Origin of the sequence: Micromonospora sp. NPDC005237 (genome assembly GCF_040607775.1) — a bacterium.
In the GTDB taxonomy this organism is placed as follows: Bacteria; Actinomycetota; Actinomycetes; order Mycobacteriales; family Micromonosporaceae; genus Micromonospora.
In genome coordinates this window covers 19,635-34,391 of sequence record NZ_JBEXHJ010000003.1, presented here as the reverse complement: position 1 = coordinate 34,391, position 14,757 = coordinate 19,635, and the positions used below count along the sequence as shown (strand labels likewise).

The 14,757-nt window shown below is 74.8% G+C and carries 14 protein-coding genes; 7 read left to right on the top strand and 7 right to left on the bottom strand.

The annotated features are described in order from the left end of the window. Positions 1–53: 53 nt before the first annotated feature. The 6 genes from mug to ABZT87_RS09015 all read right to left on the bottom strand — a co-directional run bounded on the left by mug (position 54) and on the right by ABZT87_RS09015 (position 4,520). Positions 54–653: a G/U mismatch-specific DNA glycosylase gene (gene mug / locus ABZT87_RS09040; protein ID WP_355134667.1), complete on the bottom strand. Its 600-nt coding sequence runs from the start codon at positions 651–653 to the stop codon at positions 54–56. Positions 654–805: 152 nt separating this feature from the next. Continuing rightward, the gene (locus ABZT87_RS09035) at positions 806–1,567 is read right to left on the bottom strand and encodes an SDR family oxidoreductase (RefSeq protein WP_355134665.1); all 762 of its coding nucleotides are present in this window, start codon (positions 1,565–1,567) and stop codon (positions 806–808) included. Further along, on the bottom strand, positions 1,552–2,076 hold the full coding sequence (locus tag ABZT87_RS09030) for a hypothetical protein (protein WP_355134663.1): 525 nt from the start codon (positions 2,074–2,076) through the stop codon (positions 1,552–1,554). Before ABZT87_RS09030 ends, ABZT87_RS09035 begins: the two co-directional genes overlap by 16 nt. Further along, a complete protein-coding gene (locus ABZT87_RS09025) occupies positions 2,073–2,891 on the bottom strand; it encodes a DUF692 domain-containing protein (RefSeq protein ID WP_355134661.1) in 819 nt (272 codons plus the stop codon). The genes ABZT87_RS09030 and ABZT87_RS09025 overlap by 4 nt, the downstream gene beginning before the upstream one ends. Beyond that, on the bottom strand, positions 2,888–3,814 hold the full coding sequence (locus ABZT87_RS09020; RefSeq protein ID WP_355134659.1) for a TIGR04222 domain-containing membrane protein: 927 nt from the start codon (positions 3,812–3,814) through the stop codon (positions 2,888–2,890). Before ABZT87_RS09020 ends, ABZT87_RS09025 begins: the two co-directional genes overlap by 4 nt. 133 nt (positions 3,815–3,947) lie before the next feature. Continuing rightward, a complete protein-coding gene (locus tag ABZT87_RS09015) occupies positions 3,948–4,520 on the bottom strand; it encodes a TetR/AcrR family transcriptional regulator (RefSeq protein WP_234591495.1) in 573 nt (190 codons plus the stop codon). A 77-nt stretch (positions 4,521–4,597) separates the two neighbouring features. Between ABZT87_RS09015 and ABZT87_RS09010 the strand changes: the two genes are divergently transcribed. The 3 genes from ABZT87_RS09010 (at position 4,598) to ABZT87_RS09000 (ending at position 7,309) form a co-directional block, all read left to right on the top strand. Then, positions 4,598–5,458 carry a carbon-nitrogen hydrolase family protein gene (locus ABZT87_RS09010; protein WP_355067633.1) on the top strand — a complete coding sequence of 287 codons (861 nt, stop codon included), beginning with the start codon at positions 4,598–4,600 and terminating at the stop codon, positions 5,456–5,458. A gap of 65 nt (positions 5,459–5,523) precedes the next feature. Then, positions 5,524–6,168, top strand: a complete 645-nt coding sequence (locus ABZT87_RS09005) for an HAD family hydrolase (RefSeq protein WP_354829501.1) — start codon at positions 5,524–5,526, stop codon at positions 6,166–6,168. Positions 6,169–6,376: 208 nt separating this feature from the next. Continuing rightward, entirely contained in the window at positions 6,377–7,309 is a 933-nt protein-coding gene (locus ABZT87_RS09000) for an RIO1 family regulatory kinase/ATPase (RefSeq protein WP_354861745.1), read from the top strand. 49 nt (positions 7,310–7,358) lie between these two features. Here the strand turns inward: ABZT87_RS09000 and ABZT87_RS08995 are convergent, their stop codons facing one another. After that, positions 7,359–7,607, bottom strand: coding sequence for a DUF2630 family protein (locus tag ABZT87_RS08995; protein ID WP_354861771.1), 249 nt, complete (start codon positions 7,605–7,607; stop codon positions 7,359–7,361). Between the two features lie 465 nt (positions 7,608–8,072). Between ABZT87_RS08995 and ABZT87_RS08990 the strand changes: the two genes are divergently transcribed. The 4 genes from ABZT87_RS08990 to ABZT87_RS08975 all read left to right on the top strand — a co-directional run bounded on the left by ABZT87_RS08990 (position 8,073) and on the right by ABZT87_RS08975 (position 14,687). Beyond that, the gene (locus ABZT87_RS08990; RefSeq protein WP_354861786.1) at positions 8,073–9,410 is read left to right on the top strand and encodes a cytochrome P450; all 1,338 of its coding nucleotides are present in this window, start codon (positions 8,073–8,075) and stop codon (positions 9,408–9,410) included. Next, positions 9,407–10,324: a terpene synthase family protein gene (locus tag ABZT87_RS08985; protein ID WP_355134657.1), complete on the top strand. Its 918-nt coding sequence runs from the start codon at positions 9,407–9,409 to the stop codon at positions 10,322–10,324. The genes ABZT87_RS08990 and ABZT87_RS08985 overlap by 4 nt, the downstream gene beginning before the upstream one ends. Further along, on the top strand, positions 10,317–11,921 hold the full coding sequence (locus ABZT87_RS08980; RefSeq protein ID WP_355134655.1) for a prenyltransferase/squalene oxidase repeat-containing protein: 1,605 nt from the start codon (positions 10,317–10,319) through the stop codon (positions 11,919–11,921). Before ABZT87_RS08985 ends, ABZT87_RS08980 begins: the two co-directional genes overlap by 8 nt. Before the next feature lie 123 nt (positions 11,922–12,044). Then, the gene (locus tag ABZT87_RS08975) at positions 12,045–14,687 is read left to right on the top strand and encodes a nitrate- and nitrite sensing domain-containing protein (protein WP_355134653.1); all 2,643 of its coding nucleotides are present in this window, start codon (positions 12,045–12,047) and stop codon (positions 14,685–14,687) included. Positions 14,688–14,757: the final 70 nt, after the last annotated feature.

The following is a 14,757-nucleotide window of genomic DNA, read 5'->3' as shown; positions in this document are numbered from 1 at the left end:
TCGCGTCGACAGCCCGACTTCCATGAAGTCGAGTCGATCAATGGCCGGGTGCGTCAGTCCGGGCGACGGTCCGGCAGGCCGGTCGCTTCGCGTAGCTCGGCGAACGCGGCCCCCAGCGTGACCGGCGTGAAGTGCGCGTTCAGGCCACTCGGGTTCGGCAGCACCCACAGCCGCGCCCCGGCCAGCGACTCCGGCTGCGGCCCGAAGGCGGCCTTCGGCCGCTGAAAGCCGATCCGGTACGCGGTCACCCCGACCACGGCCACCCAGCGCGGCCGGTAGCGGGTCACCTTGTCGGTCAGGATCCCGGCGCCGTCCAGCAGCTCCTCGGCGCTCAGCTCGTCGGCGCGGGCGCTGGCCCGAGCCGCCATGTTGCTGATGCCGAGCCCGAGGGCCGGCAACTCGCCCTGCTCGCTCGGGTGCAGCAGCCGGGGAGTGAACCCGCCCAGGTGCAGCGCCGGCCAGAACCGGTTGCCAGGCCGGGCGAAGTGCCAGCCGGTGGCGGCCGACCAGAGGCCCGGGTTGATCCCGACGAAGAGCACCGACAGCTCGGGCGCGAGCACGTCGGGGATGGTCCGGTCGGTGGCGGCGGCCAGGTCCGCCTTGCTCGGCCGTGGATGCGCGGCACCCGCACGACCTCCCAGCGCGGGCGGCACATCCCCGCCTCGGCCGCCCCCGCCGGGCGTCGAAGCGCCGGCTCGGCCGCCGGGTGCGGGAGCGCCGCTTCGCCCGCCGGGTGCGGGAGCGCCGCCCCGCCCGCCGGGTGTCGAAGCGACGGCCCGGCCGCCGGGTGTCGGAGCGCCGGGTGTCACAGGCCGCGCAGCGCGCCGCCGTCGACCGGCACGGTGAGGCCGGTCAGGTAACTGGCGGCGGGGGAGAGCACGAACGCGGCCACCCGGCCGAACTCGGCCGGGTCGCCGAGGCGTCGCAACGGGATGCTCGCCTCCGCCTCGGCGCGGGCGCGCTCCGGGTCGCCGGTGGCGGCGAACAGCTCCCGGTTGCGGTCGGTCAGGATTCGGCCGGGCAGCAGGCCCACCACCCGTACGCCACGCGGGCCGTAGGCGTCGGCGATGTCCTTGGCGACGCCGACCAGGCCGGGCCGCAGGCCGTTGGAGATGCCCAGGCCGGGCACCGGGCCGCGGGCCGAGGTGGAGAGCACCAGCCCGATCGCGCCCCCGTCGGGCAGCGCGGCGGCGACGGTGCGCGCCGCGCGGACGGTGCCCAGAAAGACGGTCTCGAAGGAGTGCCGCCACTGCTCGTCGGTGATCGACGCCGCATTACCGGCGGGTGGGCCACCGACCGAGATGAGCGCGCCGTCGATCCGGCCGAAGTGTTTCCGGGCCGCCGCGACGAGCCGCTCCGGGGTCTGCGGGTCGGCCAGGTCGGCGGTGACGCCGACGGCCCGGTCCGGGCCACCCAGCGCTTCGGCGGCGGCGTCGACGGCGTCGGCGTCGCGGGCCGAGAGCACCACCCGCGCGCCGTCGGCGACCAGGCACTGCGCCGTCGCGTAGCCCAGGCCGCGGGAGGCGCCGGTGAGCACGTACACCCGGTCGGTCAGTCCGAGATCCATGTCGCCGATCCTGCCGCATCAGGCTCGGGCCCGCCAACGTGGGCGGGCGGACGCGCGGCGGGGCGCACCAGGCGTACCCGACCGGCGATCTGCACCGCGACGGCCCCGCCGGCGCGGGCCACGGCCGGCAGCCGGCGCGGACGCGGCGCCCGACGCCCGTCGTAGCGCAGGCCCGCCTCGCGGACGGCCAGCTCCTCGGCGCCGGCCGGCGGCAGCGCGTCGCGTTCCCGCAGCGCCCGGGCCAGGTCCCAACCGTCGCGCAGCGAACCGGCGGTGGGGCGCTCGGCGGCCCAGTCGGCGAAGGTCGCCGGCCACGCCGTGCCGAGGCCGGCGGCGAGCAGCGGCCAGTGCCGGGCCACCTCACCGGCCCGTTTGCGGCGCAGCGCCGCCCGGGTGGCGGCCAGCGGCCCGGCCGCGAACCCCGCCGGCGGCGGACCTCCGGCGACCAGCGTCGCCACCAGCTCCGCCTGCCGCGCGGCGAGCCCGGCGCGGGGGTCGGTGCCCGTCACGTCACGGCCGGGAAGCCGGCGGCGGTGGCCAGGGCGTCCAGTTCGGCGCGCAGCTCGGCGGCCGGTGGATAGCCGCCGTCGCGTTCCAGCAGGAGCGCCGGTGGCCGCTGCCGGGCGCAGAGCGCGCGGACCAGCTCCAGCACCTCCGGCGGCACCGGATCGGTGTGCGTGTCGTGGTAGAACCCGCCGTGCTCGGAACCGCCGGCCACGTGCACGTAACCGATCCGGTCCAACGGCAGCCGGTCGAGCAGCGCGAGCGGGTCGGTACCCCGGTTGCGGGCGTTGGCGTGCACGTTGGCGATGTCCAGCAGCAGCAGCGCGCCGGTGCGGTCGAGGATCTCGGTGAGGAAGTCCGCCTCGTCCAGCTCGTCGTCGGGCCAGTCGAACAGGGCGGCGATCGGCTCCAGCGCGATCGGCACGGGCAGCTCGGCCTGCGCGCGGGCCACGTTGGCGCAGACCGCGTCGACCGCCTCCCGGCTGCGCGGCAGCGGCAGCAGGTGCCCGGCCTCCAGCCCGCCGGCCCGCACGAACGCGATGTGCTCGCTGACGAGCGGGGCGTCCATCCGCTGCGCGACGGCGGCCAGGTGGGCGACGCGGGTCGGATCGACCGGCTCGGCGCCGCCGAGGGAGAGCCGCACCCCGTGCGGTACGACGGTCACGCCGCGCTCGGGCAGCTGCGCCAGCCCCGGCGGCAGCGGCCCGGTCGCCGGCACCGACTCGGCCACCACCTCGACGAAGCGCAGCCCGGGCAGCTCGGCCACGAAACCGGCGATCTCGGGACGCCAGCCGATGCCGACGCCGTACGGGGCGGTCATCCGCCGCACCCACCGCCGCCGCATCCGCCGCCACCGCCGCCACCGCAGGAGCTGCCGCCGCCACACGAGCTGCCGGCGGTGCCCGATGACCCGGTGCTGGTGCCCGAGGACCAGCCGCTGCTGGCGATGGCCTGCCGCTGGATCTCGGCCTGCTCGGCGAAGCCCGGGTCGATCGCCCAGAGGGACGCGGTGCCGTACAGCGCCACACCCATCGCCGCGCCCGCCGCGCCGTAGGTGGCGTACGCGGGGGACGAGGCGGGGGCCAGGTGGGTGTGCCGCTTACGCAGGTCGCGCAGCGCGGCGCGACCGGCCCGGCTGGTCTGCGGCACCCGCCAGAGCAGCAGCACCGCCACCAGCACCCCGACCAGGGTGAGCAGCAGAAAGCCCACGGGCCGCCCGTTGGCCAGGCCGGCGAACAGCCGTACGACGCCGAACACCAGCAGGGCGGCGAGGAGGAGCCTCCACTGTCGTGCGGAGGCCTGCTGCGCCTGGCTCACGCGCAGTCCCCGCCCTTCGAGGCTGACGCCGAGCTGGTCGAGCGCGGCGGCCACGCGCTGGTCCTGGGCGAGGTCCCGGGCCCGGGCGCCCTGGTGGGCGGCCCAGTGGATCGCCTGTTCCAGCGGGGTGAGCCCGGTCGGGGTCGGGCCGGTGGTGAAGAGGCGGCGATCCGGACCGACGTCGATCGCGCCGCTGCCCCGGAGGCCGCCCAGCGCGGCGTGCACCGCGAGGGCCGGCCCACCGTTGAGGTAGGCGACCTCCTGGGGACCGAGCGGCTCGGCGACGAGGGGTTCCGCGCCGGTGGCGAGGCGGACCCGGTGCAGCACCGCGAGGGCGACCGCGACGGCGGTCGCCACGAGGTAGAGCCGGAGGAAGGTCGGGCCGGGGATGCCCCAGGTGTCGCCCGACGCGGCGTGGACGATCATCGACTGCTCCTGTCGCCGGAGGGATCGGCGGCCCCATTGTGGAGCACGACCGCCACGGTCCCCGTCCCGGTGCGCGGCCGGGATTCAGCGGCGGCGGACGGCCTCCTCGACCAGGCGACGGTGCGGCCGGCGCTCAGCGGCGGCGGACCGCCTCCTCGACCAGGTCGAGCACCGGGCCCAGGTCGCCGGCCGGTCGGCCCATCGCCAGGTGCAGCACCAGGCCGTCGTAGGCCAGCTCCAGGAACTGGGCCAGCACGTCGATCGGTACGTCCTCGCGCAGCACCCCGGCGTCGCGTTGGCGGGCCAGCCGGTCGCGGGTCGCCTCGGCGATCGCGGCGGACCGTTCGGCCCAGCGCTTGGCGAACGCCGGGTCGGTGCGCAGCCGGCGGGAGACCTCCAGTTGACTGCCCAGCCAGCCGGTGGTGTCGGGGGAGACCGCGCGGGCCAGCAGATCGCGCATCACCTGCACCAGACCGTTGCGGGCCACCGTCTCGACCATGGCGGCGGCGTCGTCCTCCGCGACGGCGAGGAAGAGCGAGTCCTTGTCCCGGAAGTGGTGGAAGATGGCGCCCCGGGACAGCCCGGTGGCCTCCTCGAGGCGGCGGACGGTCGCCCCCTCGTAGCCGAGCCGCGCGAAACACGCCCGCGCGGCGGCGAGGATCTCCTGCCGGCGCGCGTCGAGCTGGTCCTGGCTTACTCTGGGCACACGTCGATCGTCGCAGGTCACCCCGGCCTATGCAAACCGTACGTACGGCTTGGTGCGGTGCCGTTTACCATCCTCCGGTGACCCCGCCTCACCCCACGCCCACCGCGGCGCTGACCGTCGCCACCGTCCAGGCCACCCCCGTACCCGGTGATGTCGCCGGCAACGCGACGGCCGCCGCCGAGTTGGTCCGTCAGGCCGCCGGACAGGGCGCCCGGGTGGTCGTCCTCCCCGAGCTGTACCTGTGCGCGTACCACCCGCCGACCCTCGCCGCCGACCCGGTCGGCACCGACGTCGTGGCCGACCCGGCCGGGGTGGTCGCCGACGGTCGGCTCGACCCGTTGCGCGCCGCGGCGCGGACGGCCGGGATCACCGTGGTGGTCGGGGCGGCGGCGCGGCACCCGGACGGTCGGCGCACCATCGCCGCCCTTGTGGTCGACCGCGCCGGCGCGATCCGGGTCGGGTACGACAAGCAGCAGCTGTGGGGCGACGAGCGCGAGCTGTTCAGCCCCGGCGGTCGGGGCGCCACGCTGCTGGTCGACGACTGGCGGCTCGGGTTGGGCATCTGCTACGACGGCTGCTTCCCCGAGCACGGCCGGGCCGCCGCGCTCGACGGCGCGCACGCCTACCTGTGCCCCAGCGGCTACCTGGCCGGCTCCGAGCACCGCCGGGACCTGTACTACGCCGCGCGGGCCCTGGACAACACGATGTTCGTGGTCTTCGCCAACGCGGTCGGCGGCGGCGACCCGTGGCGGTTCAACGGCGGCGCGGCGATCTACGACCCGCAGGGACGTACGCTCGCCCGGGGCGCTGACGAGGGCACGGCGGTGCTGGTGGCGACCCTCGATCCGGCCGCGCTCACGGCCACCCGGTCGGCCCATTCGATGCTCGCCGATCTGCTGCCGAGCCAGGGCGGCCCACGGGTGTCGCTGACCGGTTGAGCCCACCGTCAGGTCGACACCCGCGGGATCTGTTGGCGGACACGTCGGTCCCGTAGGGTGCCCGAGTGCCACTGCTCCTGCTGGACCTGGACAACACCCTGCTGGATCGGGCCGGGCCGTTCCGCCGCTGGGGTGAGCGCTTCCTGGACGGTATCGGCGCGCCCCCCACCGACATCGACTGGCTGCTCTCGATCGACGCGGACGGGTTGACCGACCGCTGGGACCTGGCCGACGCGATCCGGGACCGCTACGAGCTGCGGATCCCCTCGATCGACCTGGTGGAGGAGCTGCACGACGGGGTGGTGGCGCAGACCCGCCTCGATCCGCTGACCGCCTGCGCGCTGCGGATCGCCGACGACGCGGGCTGGGTGCCGGTGGTGGTCTGCAACGGCACCGTACGCGTCGAGGACGCCAAGATCCGCCGTACCGGCCTGGACCGGTACGTCGCCGACTGGGTGATCTCCGAGGAGGCCGGGGTCAGCAAGCCCAACCCGCGGATCTTCGCGCTCGCCGCGCAGCGGGTCCGGATGCCGCTGCGCGGCGCCTGGGTGGTCGGCGACAGCCCGGAGGCGGACATCGGCGGCGCTGCCGCCGTCGGGTTGCCCAGCGTCTGGCTGCACCGGGGACGGACCTGGTCGGACGTCCGGTTCGCGCCGAGCCGCACGGTGGACGGGCTGATCGCCGCGGTCGCCACGGTGCTCGCGAGCTGACGCGGTTCGCCGCCGCCGGACGCGGCGCGCACCGGCCGGGCGGCGGCAGCGGTAATTCGATTGACCGGCCGTCGGGGCGACGGCAGCATGGGCGGCGCATCGTGCACCCGGGCGTCCGCCCGGTCGAGGAGAGGGGGTCGGTCATGGCCGTCTTCGCAGGTCGCTTCCAGCTGCCTAACTCAGCCTCGACCAAGGGAACCTCACCACAGTGCGCGATCATGACCTGCCGGCGCTGGAGCGCCGCAGCCGCGGCAAGAGCCGCTTCGACGACGACGAACCGCAGTTTCTGAAGCGCGGGCGGCCCACCGAGCCGCTCGCCGACCCCGACGGCGATCCTGACCCGGCCACCGGCGAACGCTGGTCGTCGTGGGACGACGCCGTGCACGGCCCTGCGCCGCACCCGCAGTGGCTGGTCACCGAGCTGGCCGCCAAGGACACCGAACTGGGTGTGTTGAAGACCGGTAAGGAGGCGGACGTCCACCTGGTCCGCCGGGCGGTACCGGACACGGACCGCTCCTGCCTGCTGGCGGTCAAGCGATACCGGGACGCCGAGCACCGGCTGTTCCACCGCGACGCCGGCTACCTGGAGGGGCGCCGGGTGCGGCGGTCCCGGGAGAACCGGGCGATGGCCGGCCGGACGGCCTTCGGCCGGCAGATGATCGCCGGGCAGTGGGCGGCGGCCGAGTTCGCCGCGCTGGCCCGGCTCTGGGAGATCGGCGCCGGGCACGACCGGATCGCCGTGCCGTACCCCGTGCAGTTGCGGGGCACCGAACTGATGTTGGAGTTCGTCGGCGACGCCGAGTCGGGGCTTGCCGCGCCCCGACTGGCCCAGCTACGGCCCGGCCCGGCCGAGCTGCGCGACCTGTGGGGTCAGCTGGTCGAGGCGCTGCGCGTGCTGGCCCGGGCCGGCTACGCCCACGGCGACCTGTCGCCGTACAACCTGCTCGTGCACTCCGGGCGGCTGGTCGTGATCGATCTGCCGCAGGTGGTCGACGTGGTGGCGAACCCGCAGGGGCCCGAGTTCCTGGCCCGCGACGTGCGGGTGGTCAGCGCCTGGTTCGTGGCCCGGGGGCTGGGCGCCGAGCAGGTCGACCCCGGTGCTCTGACGGGGGAGCTGCTGCGGGAGGCGGGCATCCGCTGACCGGAGCGGGTCGGGCGGCCCGAGCGGCCGCCCGACCCGCCCGTACCCGTCACTGCAGGTAGCGCTCGACCTCGGGCTTGGGGCGTTCGCCCTGGGAGTCCGGGTCGCCGTGGGTGGTTCGGGCGGCCCGACGGCGGCGTAGCAGGTCCCAGCACTGGTCGAGGGACTCCTCCAGGGCGCGCAGCCGCTCGCTGGCCTCGCCCTCGGTGCCCGACTCGTGGGCCTGGGCGTCCGCGCGCAGCCGGTGTTCCTCGTCGACCAGCTCGGAGATCCGGTTCAGGATGGTCTTGTCGTCCATGCCACAGAGCCTGGCACAGGGTGCCCGACATCGCCCGGATTCGCAGGTACCGGTGCGTCCTGGCGCGCCCGCGCCGCCCGCCCTCTGGGATCGCCCGGGTGCGACCCGGCGGGCGGGCCCGCTGGCCGAGCAGCCCACGGACCCGCCGTCCCGTGGGCTCGCCGGCGGCTGCGACCTCAACGTGCACGGGTGCGACCTGCATCGGTGCCGCATCCTGACTATCCACTCAGGACTCAGGCCGGCCATCGCCATCGATGTCCGTTGGGCGTGTCGGTGGAATCTCACCGGTCACAGGTCTAGAGGTGCCCCCGAATTGGTGAGATGCTTCCGTCGCCCAGAAGGTGAAAGTTCCACAGTCCCGACCGGCCGAAGTGGACAACCCAGGCCGGCGGAACGACGAGGAGACGTTGCATGTCCCAGGTGTCCGATGCCGGCCCCACCCCCGTCAGCACCGAACCCCGGATGATCCCGCTCCGTCGCGCCCTGCCCGCGCTGGTCCGCGACCCGCTCGGCGCGCTGGTCGGCTTCGCGGACGCCGCTGGCGGCGAGGTCGTCCGGCTGAACCTCGGCTCGTTCCGCCCCTACCTCGTCAGTCACCCGGAGCACCTGCAACGCGTGCTGAGGGACAACGTTGCCAACTACACCCGCGACGGCGACGGCCTGCTGTGGCGGCCGGTCCGCCGGATCGTCGGCGACGCCATCCTGGTCGCCGAGGGCGAGATCTGGGAGTCCAGCCGCGGCGCGCTGCAACCGCTGTTCACCGCGAAGCGGGCCGAGACGCTCGTCGACCGGATGGCCGAGGCGATCAACGAGGCCGTCGACGAGTGGCTGGAGCCCGCCCGCGACGGCCGCCCGATCGACGGCGGCGCCGAGCTGACCCGGATCGTGCTGCGGACCACCATGCGGGTGCTCTTCGCCGACCGCATCTCCGTGCCGGACGCGCTGCGGATCAGCGCCGCGCTGGACACCGTCACCACCGCGATGCTCCCGCGCCTGCTGGTGCCCTTCGTGCCGTACGCGGTGCCGATGCCCGGCGACCGACGCTTCTCCGAGGCCGTGCGGACCATCGACGAGGTGGTGCTGCCGATCATCCGGGAGGCCCGGGCCCGGCCCACCGACGGCGACGACATCATCTCCACCCTCTGCCGGCCGCGCGCCGACGGCAGCGAACCCGACGAGTACGCGATCCGCGGCGACGTGGTGGCGATGTTCTCCACCGCCACCGAGACCACCATCGCCCTGCTCTCCTGGCTGTGGCCGGTGCTGGCCTCCCGGCCCGACGTGGCCGAGCGGATGACCGACGAGATCGAGCAGGTGGTCGGCGCGGAACGGGTCGGCCGCGAGCACCTGCCGCAGTTGCGCTACGGCCGCATGGTGCTCGACGAGATGCTGCGGCTCTACCCGGCCGGCTGGATGATCCCCCGGACCGCGGTCGGCGACGACGTGCTGGGCGGTGTGCGGATCAAGGCCGGTGGCACGGTGCTGGTCAGCCCGTACGTCACCCAGCGGATGTCGACGTTCTGGAACGACCCGACGCTGTTCGACCCGGAGCGCTTCGCGCCGGAGAAGCCCCGGCGGCGCTACCGCTACTCCTACTTCCCGTTCGGCGGCGGCCCGCACCAGTGCCTCGGGCAGTACCTGTTCCTGCTGGAGGCGCAGCTCATCGTCAGCACCGTGCTGAGTCGCTACCGCTTCCGACTGCGCGAGCCCGTCGGCCTGACACCCCGGCTCGGCGCCTCGCTGCAACCCAAGCAGCGGGCCGAGCTGATCGTCACTCCGGTCGAGCGGCCGGTCGTGTCATGACCGGGGTCCCGTGGCCGGTGCAGGCCGGGCCCGACGCGGTAGCCGAGCAGGGCCGGGTGTGCGCGCTCGCCGTCCGTGGCGTCCGCGACCTGCAGGGCGTCACCGCCGCCCATCCGGAACTCTTCGACGCCGCGCCGTTCGACGCCGCGCTGCTCAGCTCGGTGGCCACCGCGATCGCGTTCACCGCGCCCTGGCACACCGCCGCCGAACTGCGGATCACCACCCGTACCCTGCTCTGGGTCTTCGCCGCCGACTGGCAGGTCGACTACCTCGCCCGGTCCGCCGACGACGTCCGGGCGATCGTGACCGACTGCCTGGCGGTCGCCGACGGCGCCGCGCCCCCGCCGGGCCGGCACCTGGCGCGGCTGCTGGCCGACCTGCGCGACGAGTTGGCGACCGTCCCGGCGTTCACGCGGCTGCGCCCGATCTGGCGCGACGAGCTGGCGCGGATGCTCGCCGCCGTGTCGCGTGAGTGGGACTGGAAGAACCTGCCGACCGACCCGACCACCGGGCGGCGCCTGCCGGACCTGGACCGCTATCTGGACAACGCCGACAACCTCGCCTGCTCCTTCGTCAATGTCACGCACTGGATCGCCACCGGCGACGAGCGGACCCTCGCCCAGTTGACCGACCTGCTGGACGCCGGACGTGGCGTGCAGCGGGTGCTGCGGTTGGTCAACGACCTCGCCACGCACGGGCGGGACACCGAGTGGGGTGATCTGAACGCCCTGCTGCTTGTCGACGACCCGGCGCGGGTGCACGCCCGGCTCGCCGAGCTGACCACCCGGTCCCGCGGCGACCTGGCCGCCCTCGCCGAACGCTGCCCCCGCCAGGCGGACTACCTGCACCGGCAGATCTCCTTCACGGGTGGCTTCTACCAGCTGTCGGACTTCTGGGGGGCACGCGGTGAGTGAGGGCTCCCCGCGCGTACTGGCCGAGCCGGCCACCGACGCCGCGCGCGAGCTGATCGCCGGCCTCGCGCTGCGGCCGTGGGGGCAGGTCGCCGCCTCGGTGTACGAGAGCGGCCGGCTCGTCGCCGGTGCGGCCTGGCTGCCGGGACACCACCAGCGGATCGGGTTCCTGCTGCGCGAGCAGCGCCCGGACGGCGCGTGGGGCCCGCCCGAGGGGTACGCCCTGGTGCCCACGCTCAGCGCCACCGACGCTCTGCTCGCCGCGCTGGCCGACGGTGGGTGGTCCGGGCCGGACCTGCTCGCCCCGGTGGCGCGCGGGCTCGACGCGCTCACCGGCCGGCTGCTCGCCACGCACGCGCGGGCGTTGCCGGACACCCCGGCGCTGGACCTCATCGTCCCCGCGCTGGTCGAGTCGATCAACGACCGGCTGACCCGGCTGGACCGGGCGACCGCCGACCGGCTGCCCCACCCGCCGCTGACCCTGCCACCGGGGCTCGGCCCCGACCGGTTGCGCGCGGTACGGGCCGCGGTGGCCGCCGGGGCGGCGCTGCCGACCAAGCTGGCCCACTTCTACGAGGTGCTGGACGCGACACCGGCCGACGCCGGGCCGACGCTCACCGCCGTCGGCGCCTCACCCGCTGCGACCGCCGCCTGGCTGACCGCCGCCGGCCCGGACGCCGGCCCCGCCGCGCACGCCTTCCTGCGGGAGCTGATCCGCGAGGGCGACGGGCCGGTGCCCTGCCCGGCCCCGATCACCGTCTTCGAGCGGGCCTGGGTGCTCGGCGGGCTGCGCCGCGCCGGTGTCGCGGTCAACCCGCCGGCGACCGTGCTGCGCACCCTGGCCGCCGCCACCGCCGCCGAGGGCGTCGCCACCGGCGAGGGCCTGCCGACCGACGCCGACACCACCTCGGTCACGCTGGACGCGCTGGCGCGGCTCGGCCACCCCGCCGACCCGGCCAGCCTGTGGGCGTACGAGACGGCAGACGGTTTCTGCACCTGGCCGGGGAGCGAGGACGGCTTCTCGGTCACCACCAACGCGCACGTGCTGGACGCGTTAGGCCAGCACGTGGCCGCGCACCCCGGCGCGGACACGCGCTACCACCGGGCGATCGAGCGGCTCAGCATCGTGCTGCCGGCACACCAGCTCGCCGACGGCCCCTGGCAGGACCGGTGGCACGCCTCGCCGTACTACGCCACGGCCTGCTGCGTGCTGGCCCTGGCGGAGTTCGGTCGCGGCGGCGTGGCGGCCGAGGCGGTGGACCGGGCGGCCCGTTGGGTGCTGGACAGCCAACGCGCCGACGGCTCGTGGGGGCGGTGGGGCGGAACGGCCGAGGAGACCGCGTACGCCCTGCAGGTGCTGCTGGCCGCACCGACCGGAGCGCCCCGGGTCGACGATGCGGTGGCGCGCGGCCACGCCTACCTGCACCGGCCGTCCGGTCGGGTCGACCCTCCACTGTGGTACGGCAAGGAGCTGTACTGTCCTACCGCGATCGTCCGCGCGGCGGTGCTGGCCGCCTGCCGGCTGGCCTCCGTCCATCTGGCGGATGCCGACCGTTCGGTGGTGGATTGTGGTTACGCGGCAACAAAAACAACAACTTGAGGGGTTGTGTGGACACTGCTAGCGTACGCAGAGCCTCAGCCCCGTTCGCCCCGCCGTGGCGGGACGTCGTCTGCCATGATCACCCGTTGATGAGCTGAGTCAACCCCGGCCTGGGACGGTTCAATGCGTTCTCGCGGTACGAGTATCCGCACCAAGGTTGTCGCCCTGCTGCTCTCCCTGGTCGCGCTCTGGATGTTCGCGGCATGGGTGACCCTGCGGGACGGTTTCAACCTGCTCGGTGTCCAGCTGCTCAACAGCAGGGTCTACACGCCCAGTGAGCCGTTGCTGCAGGAGCTCCAGTTGGAGCGGCGGCTGACCCAGGCGTACCTGAGCAACCCCGACGCCGAGCAGCGCGCGACGCTGGAGGCCGAGCAGGGCAAGGCCGCGCGGTTGGCCGAGGACTTCGCCGCCTCGGTCCGCAACTGGCAGGTCGACGTGGCCGGCAGCTCGGCGCTCGACGCCCAGCTGGACGCCACGATCGCGCAGGTCGACGGGCTGAAGCAGACCCGCGCCGACGTGCTCGCCCGCAAGGTGGACCGGATCTCCGCCGCCGACGCCTACACCGACGCGATCGAATCGATCTTTCGGATCTACGACGTCACGGGCAGCCTGGACGACAAGGAGATCGCCGCCGACGCGGCGGCCCTGATCCAGCTCAACCGGATGAAGGAGCTGATCTCCCAGGAGGACGCGCTGCTCAGCGGCCTCTTCGGCAACGGCCGGATCAGCGGCCCGGAGTACGCCCGCTACGTCAGCCTGGTCGGCGCCGAGCGGTTCCTCGGCGAGGAGACCCGGGCCCGGCTCGCCGACGCCGACCAGCGCCGCTACCGGCAGCTCGTCGAGGGCGAGGCGTTCACCCGGCTACGCGCCGTACAGGACAGCATCATCCGCGAGGGCCGGCCGGCCACCCAACTGCCGGTCAGCGCCGAACAGTGGCGCGGCACCGTCGAGCCGGCGCTGGCCGAGGTGAACGACGCCGTAACCGACGGCGGCGAGGGCATCGTCGGCCGGGCCACCGGCGTGGCCGTGATGGTCGTCGTCCGGCTGGTGCTCGCCACCGGCCTGGGCCTGCTCGCCGTCATCGCCTCGGTCGTCGTCTCCATCACCACGGCCCGGACCCTCCTGCGCCAGCTCGAACGGCTGCGGCAGGCCGCCTGGCAGCTCGCCGACGAGCGGCTGCCCCGGGTGGTCGAGCGGCTCGGTCGCGGCGAGGAGGTCGACGTCGCCACCGAGGCGCCCCCGCTGGAGTTCGGCACCGACGAGATCGGCCAGGTCGGCAAGGCGTTCAACGCCGTCCAGGAGACCGCCCTGAGCACCGCCGTCGAGCAGGCCGAGCTGCGTCGCAACGTCCGTGAGGTGTTCCTCAGCCTGGCCCGGCGTACGCAGGCGCTGGTGCACCGCCAGCTCACCCTGCTCGACGCGATGGAGCGGCGTGAACACGACGCGGAGGAGTTGGAGGACCTGTTCCGGGTCGACCACCTGGCCACCCGGATGCGGCGTAACGCGGAGAACCTGATCGTGCTGTCCGGCTCCACCCCGGGCCGGGCCTGGCGGCGCAACGTCCCCATGGTGGACGTGGTGCGCGGCGCGGTCGCCGAGGTGGAGGACTACACCCGGGTCAACGTGCTGCCGCTCGGGCCCGTCTCGCTCGCCGGCCGGGCGGTCGGCGACATCATCCACCTGCTCGCCGAGCTGATCGAGAACGGCCTGTCGTTCTCACCGCCGCACACCACCGTCGAGGTCCGTGGCCAGCTCGTGGCCAACGGGTTCGCCATCGAGATCGAGGACCGGGGCCTCGGCATGAGCGAGGAGGACCTGGCCGCGGCGAACCACCGCATCGTCGACCAGTCCGAGCTGAACCTCGCCAACGCCGCCCGACTCGGCCTCTACGTGGTGAGCCGGCTGACCGAGCGGCACGGCGTGCGGGTCCGGCTCAAGGAGTCGGCGTACGGCGGCACCACCGCCGTCGTACTCATCCCGCTGGACTTGGTCACCTCGAACGGGACCGCCCCGGAGACCTCCGGCGCGTTGCCGGTCGGGCCGACGGCCATCGCGCTGCCCTCGGGGCCGCCCGCCGGCGGTCCCGCCGACGGCGGCCGTTCCGCCAGCCTCTCGTCGGTCGCGGTGGCCGCCGCGGCGACGGACACGAGCGGTCCGGGCGCGGCGCAGCCGGTGACCCCCGGCGCCCCGGTGCTGGCCGAGAGCAGCACCCCGACCGAGCAGCAGGTGGACGGAACCGACACCGACGTCGTACTCCCCACCCGGCAGCGCACGACCCTGGGCGCCTCGGCGGCGGAGCTGCCCACCCGGGCCCGGCGTGGCCTGGGCCAGCCGGCCCTGGAGGGCCCGACGGTGCCCACCGGCCTGCCCGCGGTGGACCGGGGCGGCCCGAGCGGCGGCGGCAGCGAGCCGGGCGGCGAGGGCGAGCCGGGCGGCGAGGGCGAGCCGGGCGGCGAGGGCGAGCCGGGCGGCGAGGGCGGGCCGATTCCGGCGTGGGCCGAGACGGACCGGACCGGCTCGGGCCTGCCGGTCCGCGTTCGCCAGGCGAACATCGTTCCCGAGCTGCGCGACGACCCGGCGGCGGCAACCGAGTCCGACGAGGAGGACGTGGCGCGGCCGCCGGAGCAGGTACGCCGGATGATGAGCTCGTATCAGACCGGCACCCGGCGCGGTCGGACCGACGCGGCGCGACTGCTCGGTGGCGCGTCCGACGCCTCGTCGAGCGGTACGTCCGAGCCGACCGACGAGGAACCACAAGCCACCTGACCGAGCGCCGGTGCTGCGGGTTCCCGCGCGGTGTGACGGTCAAGCCCAAGACGAATACGGCGCAACTGCC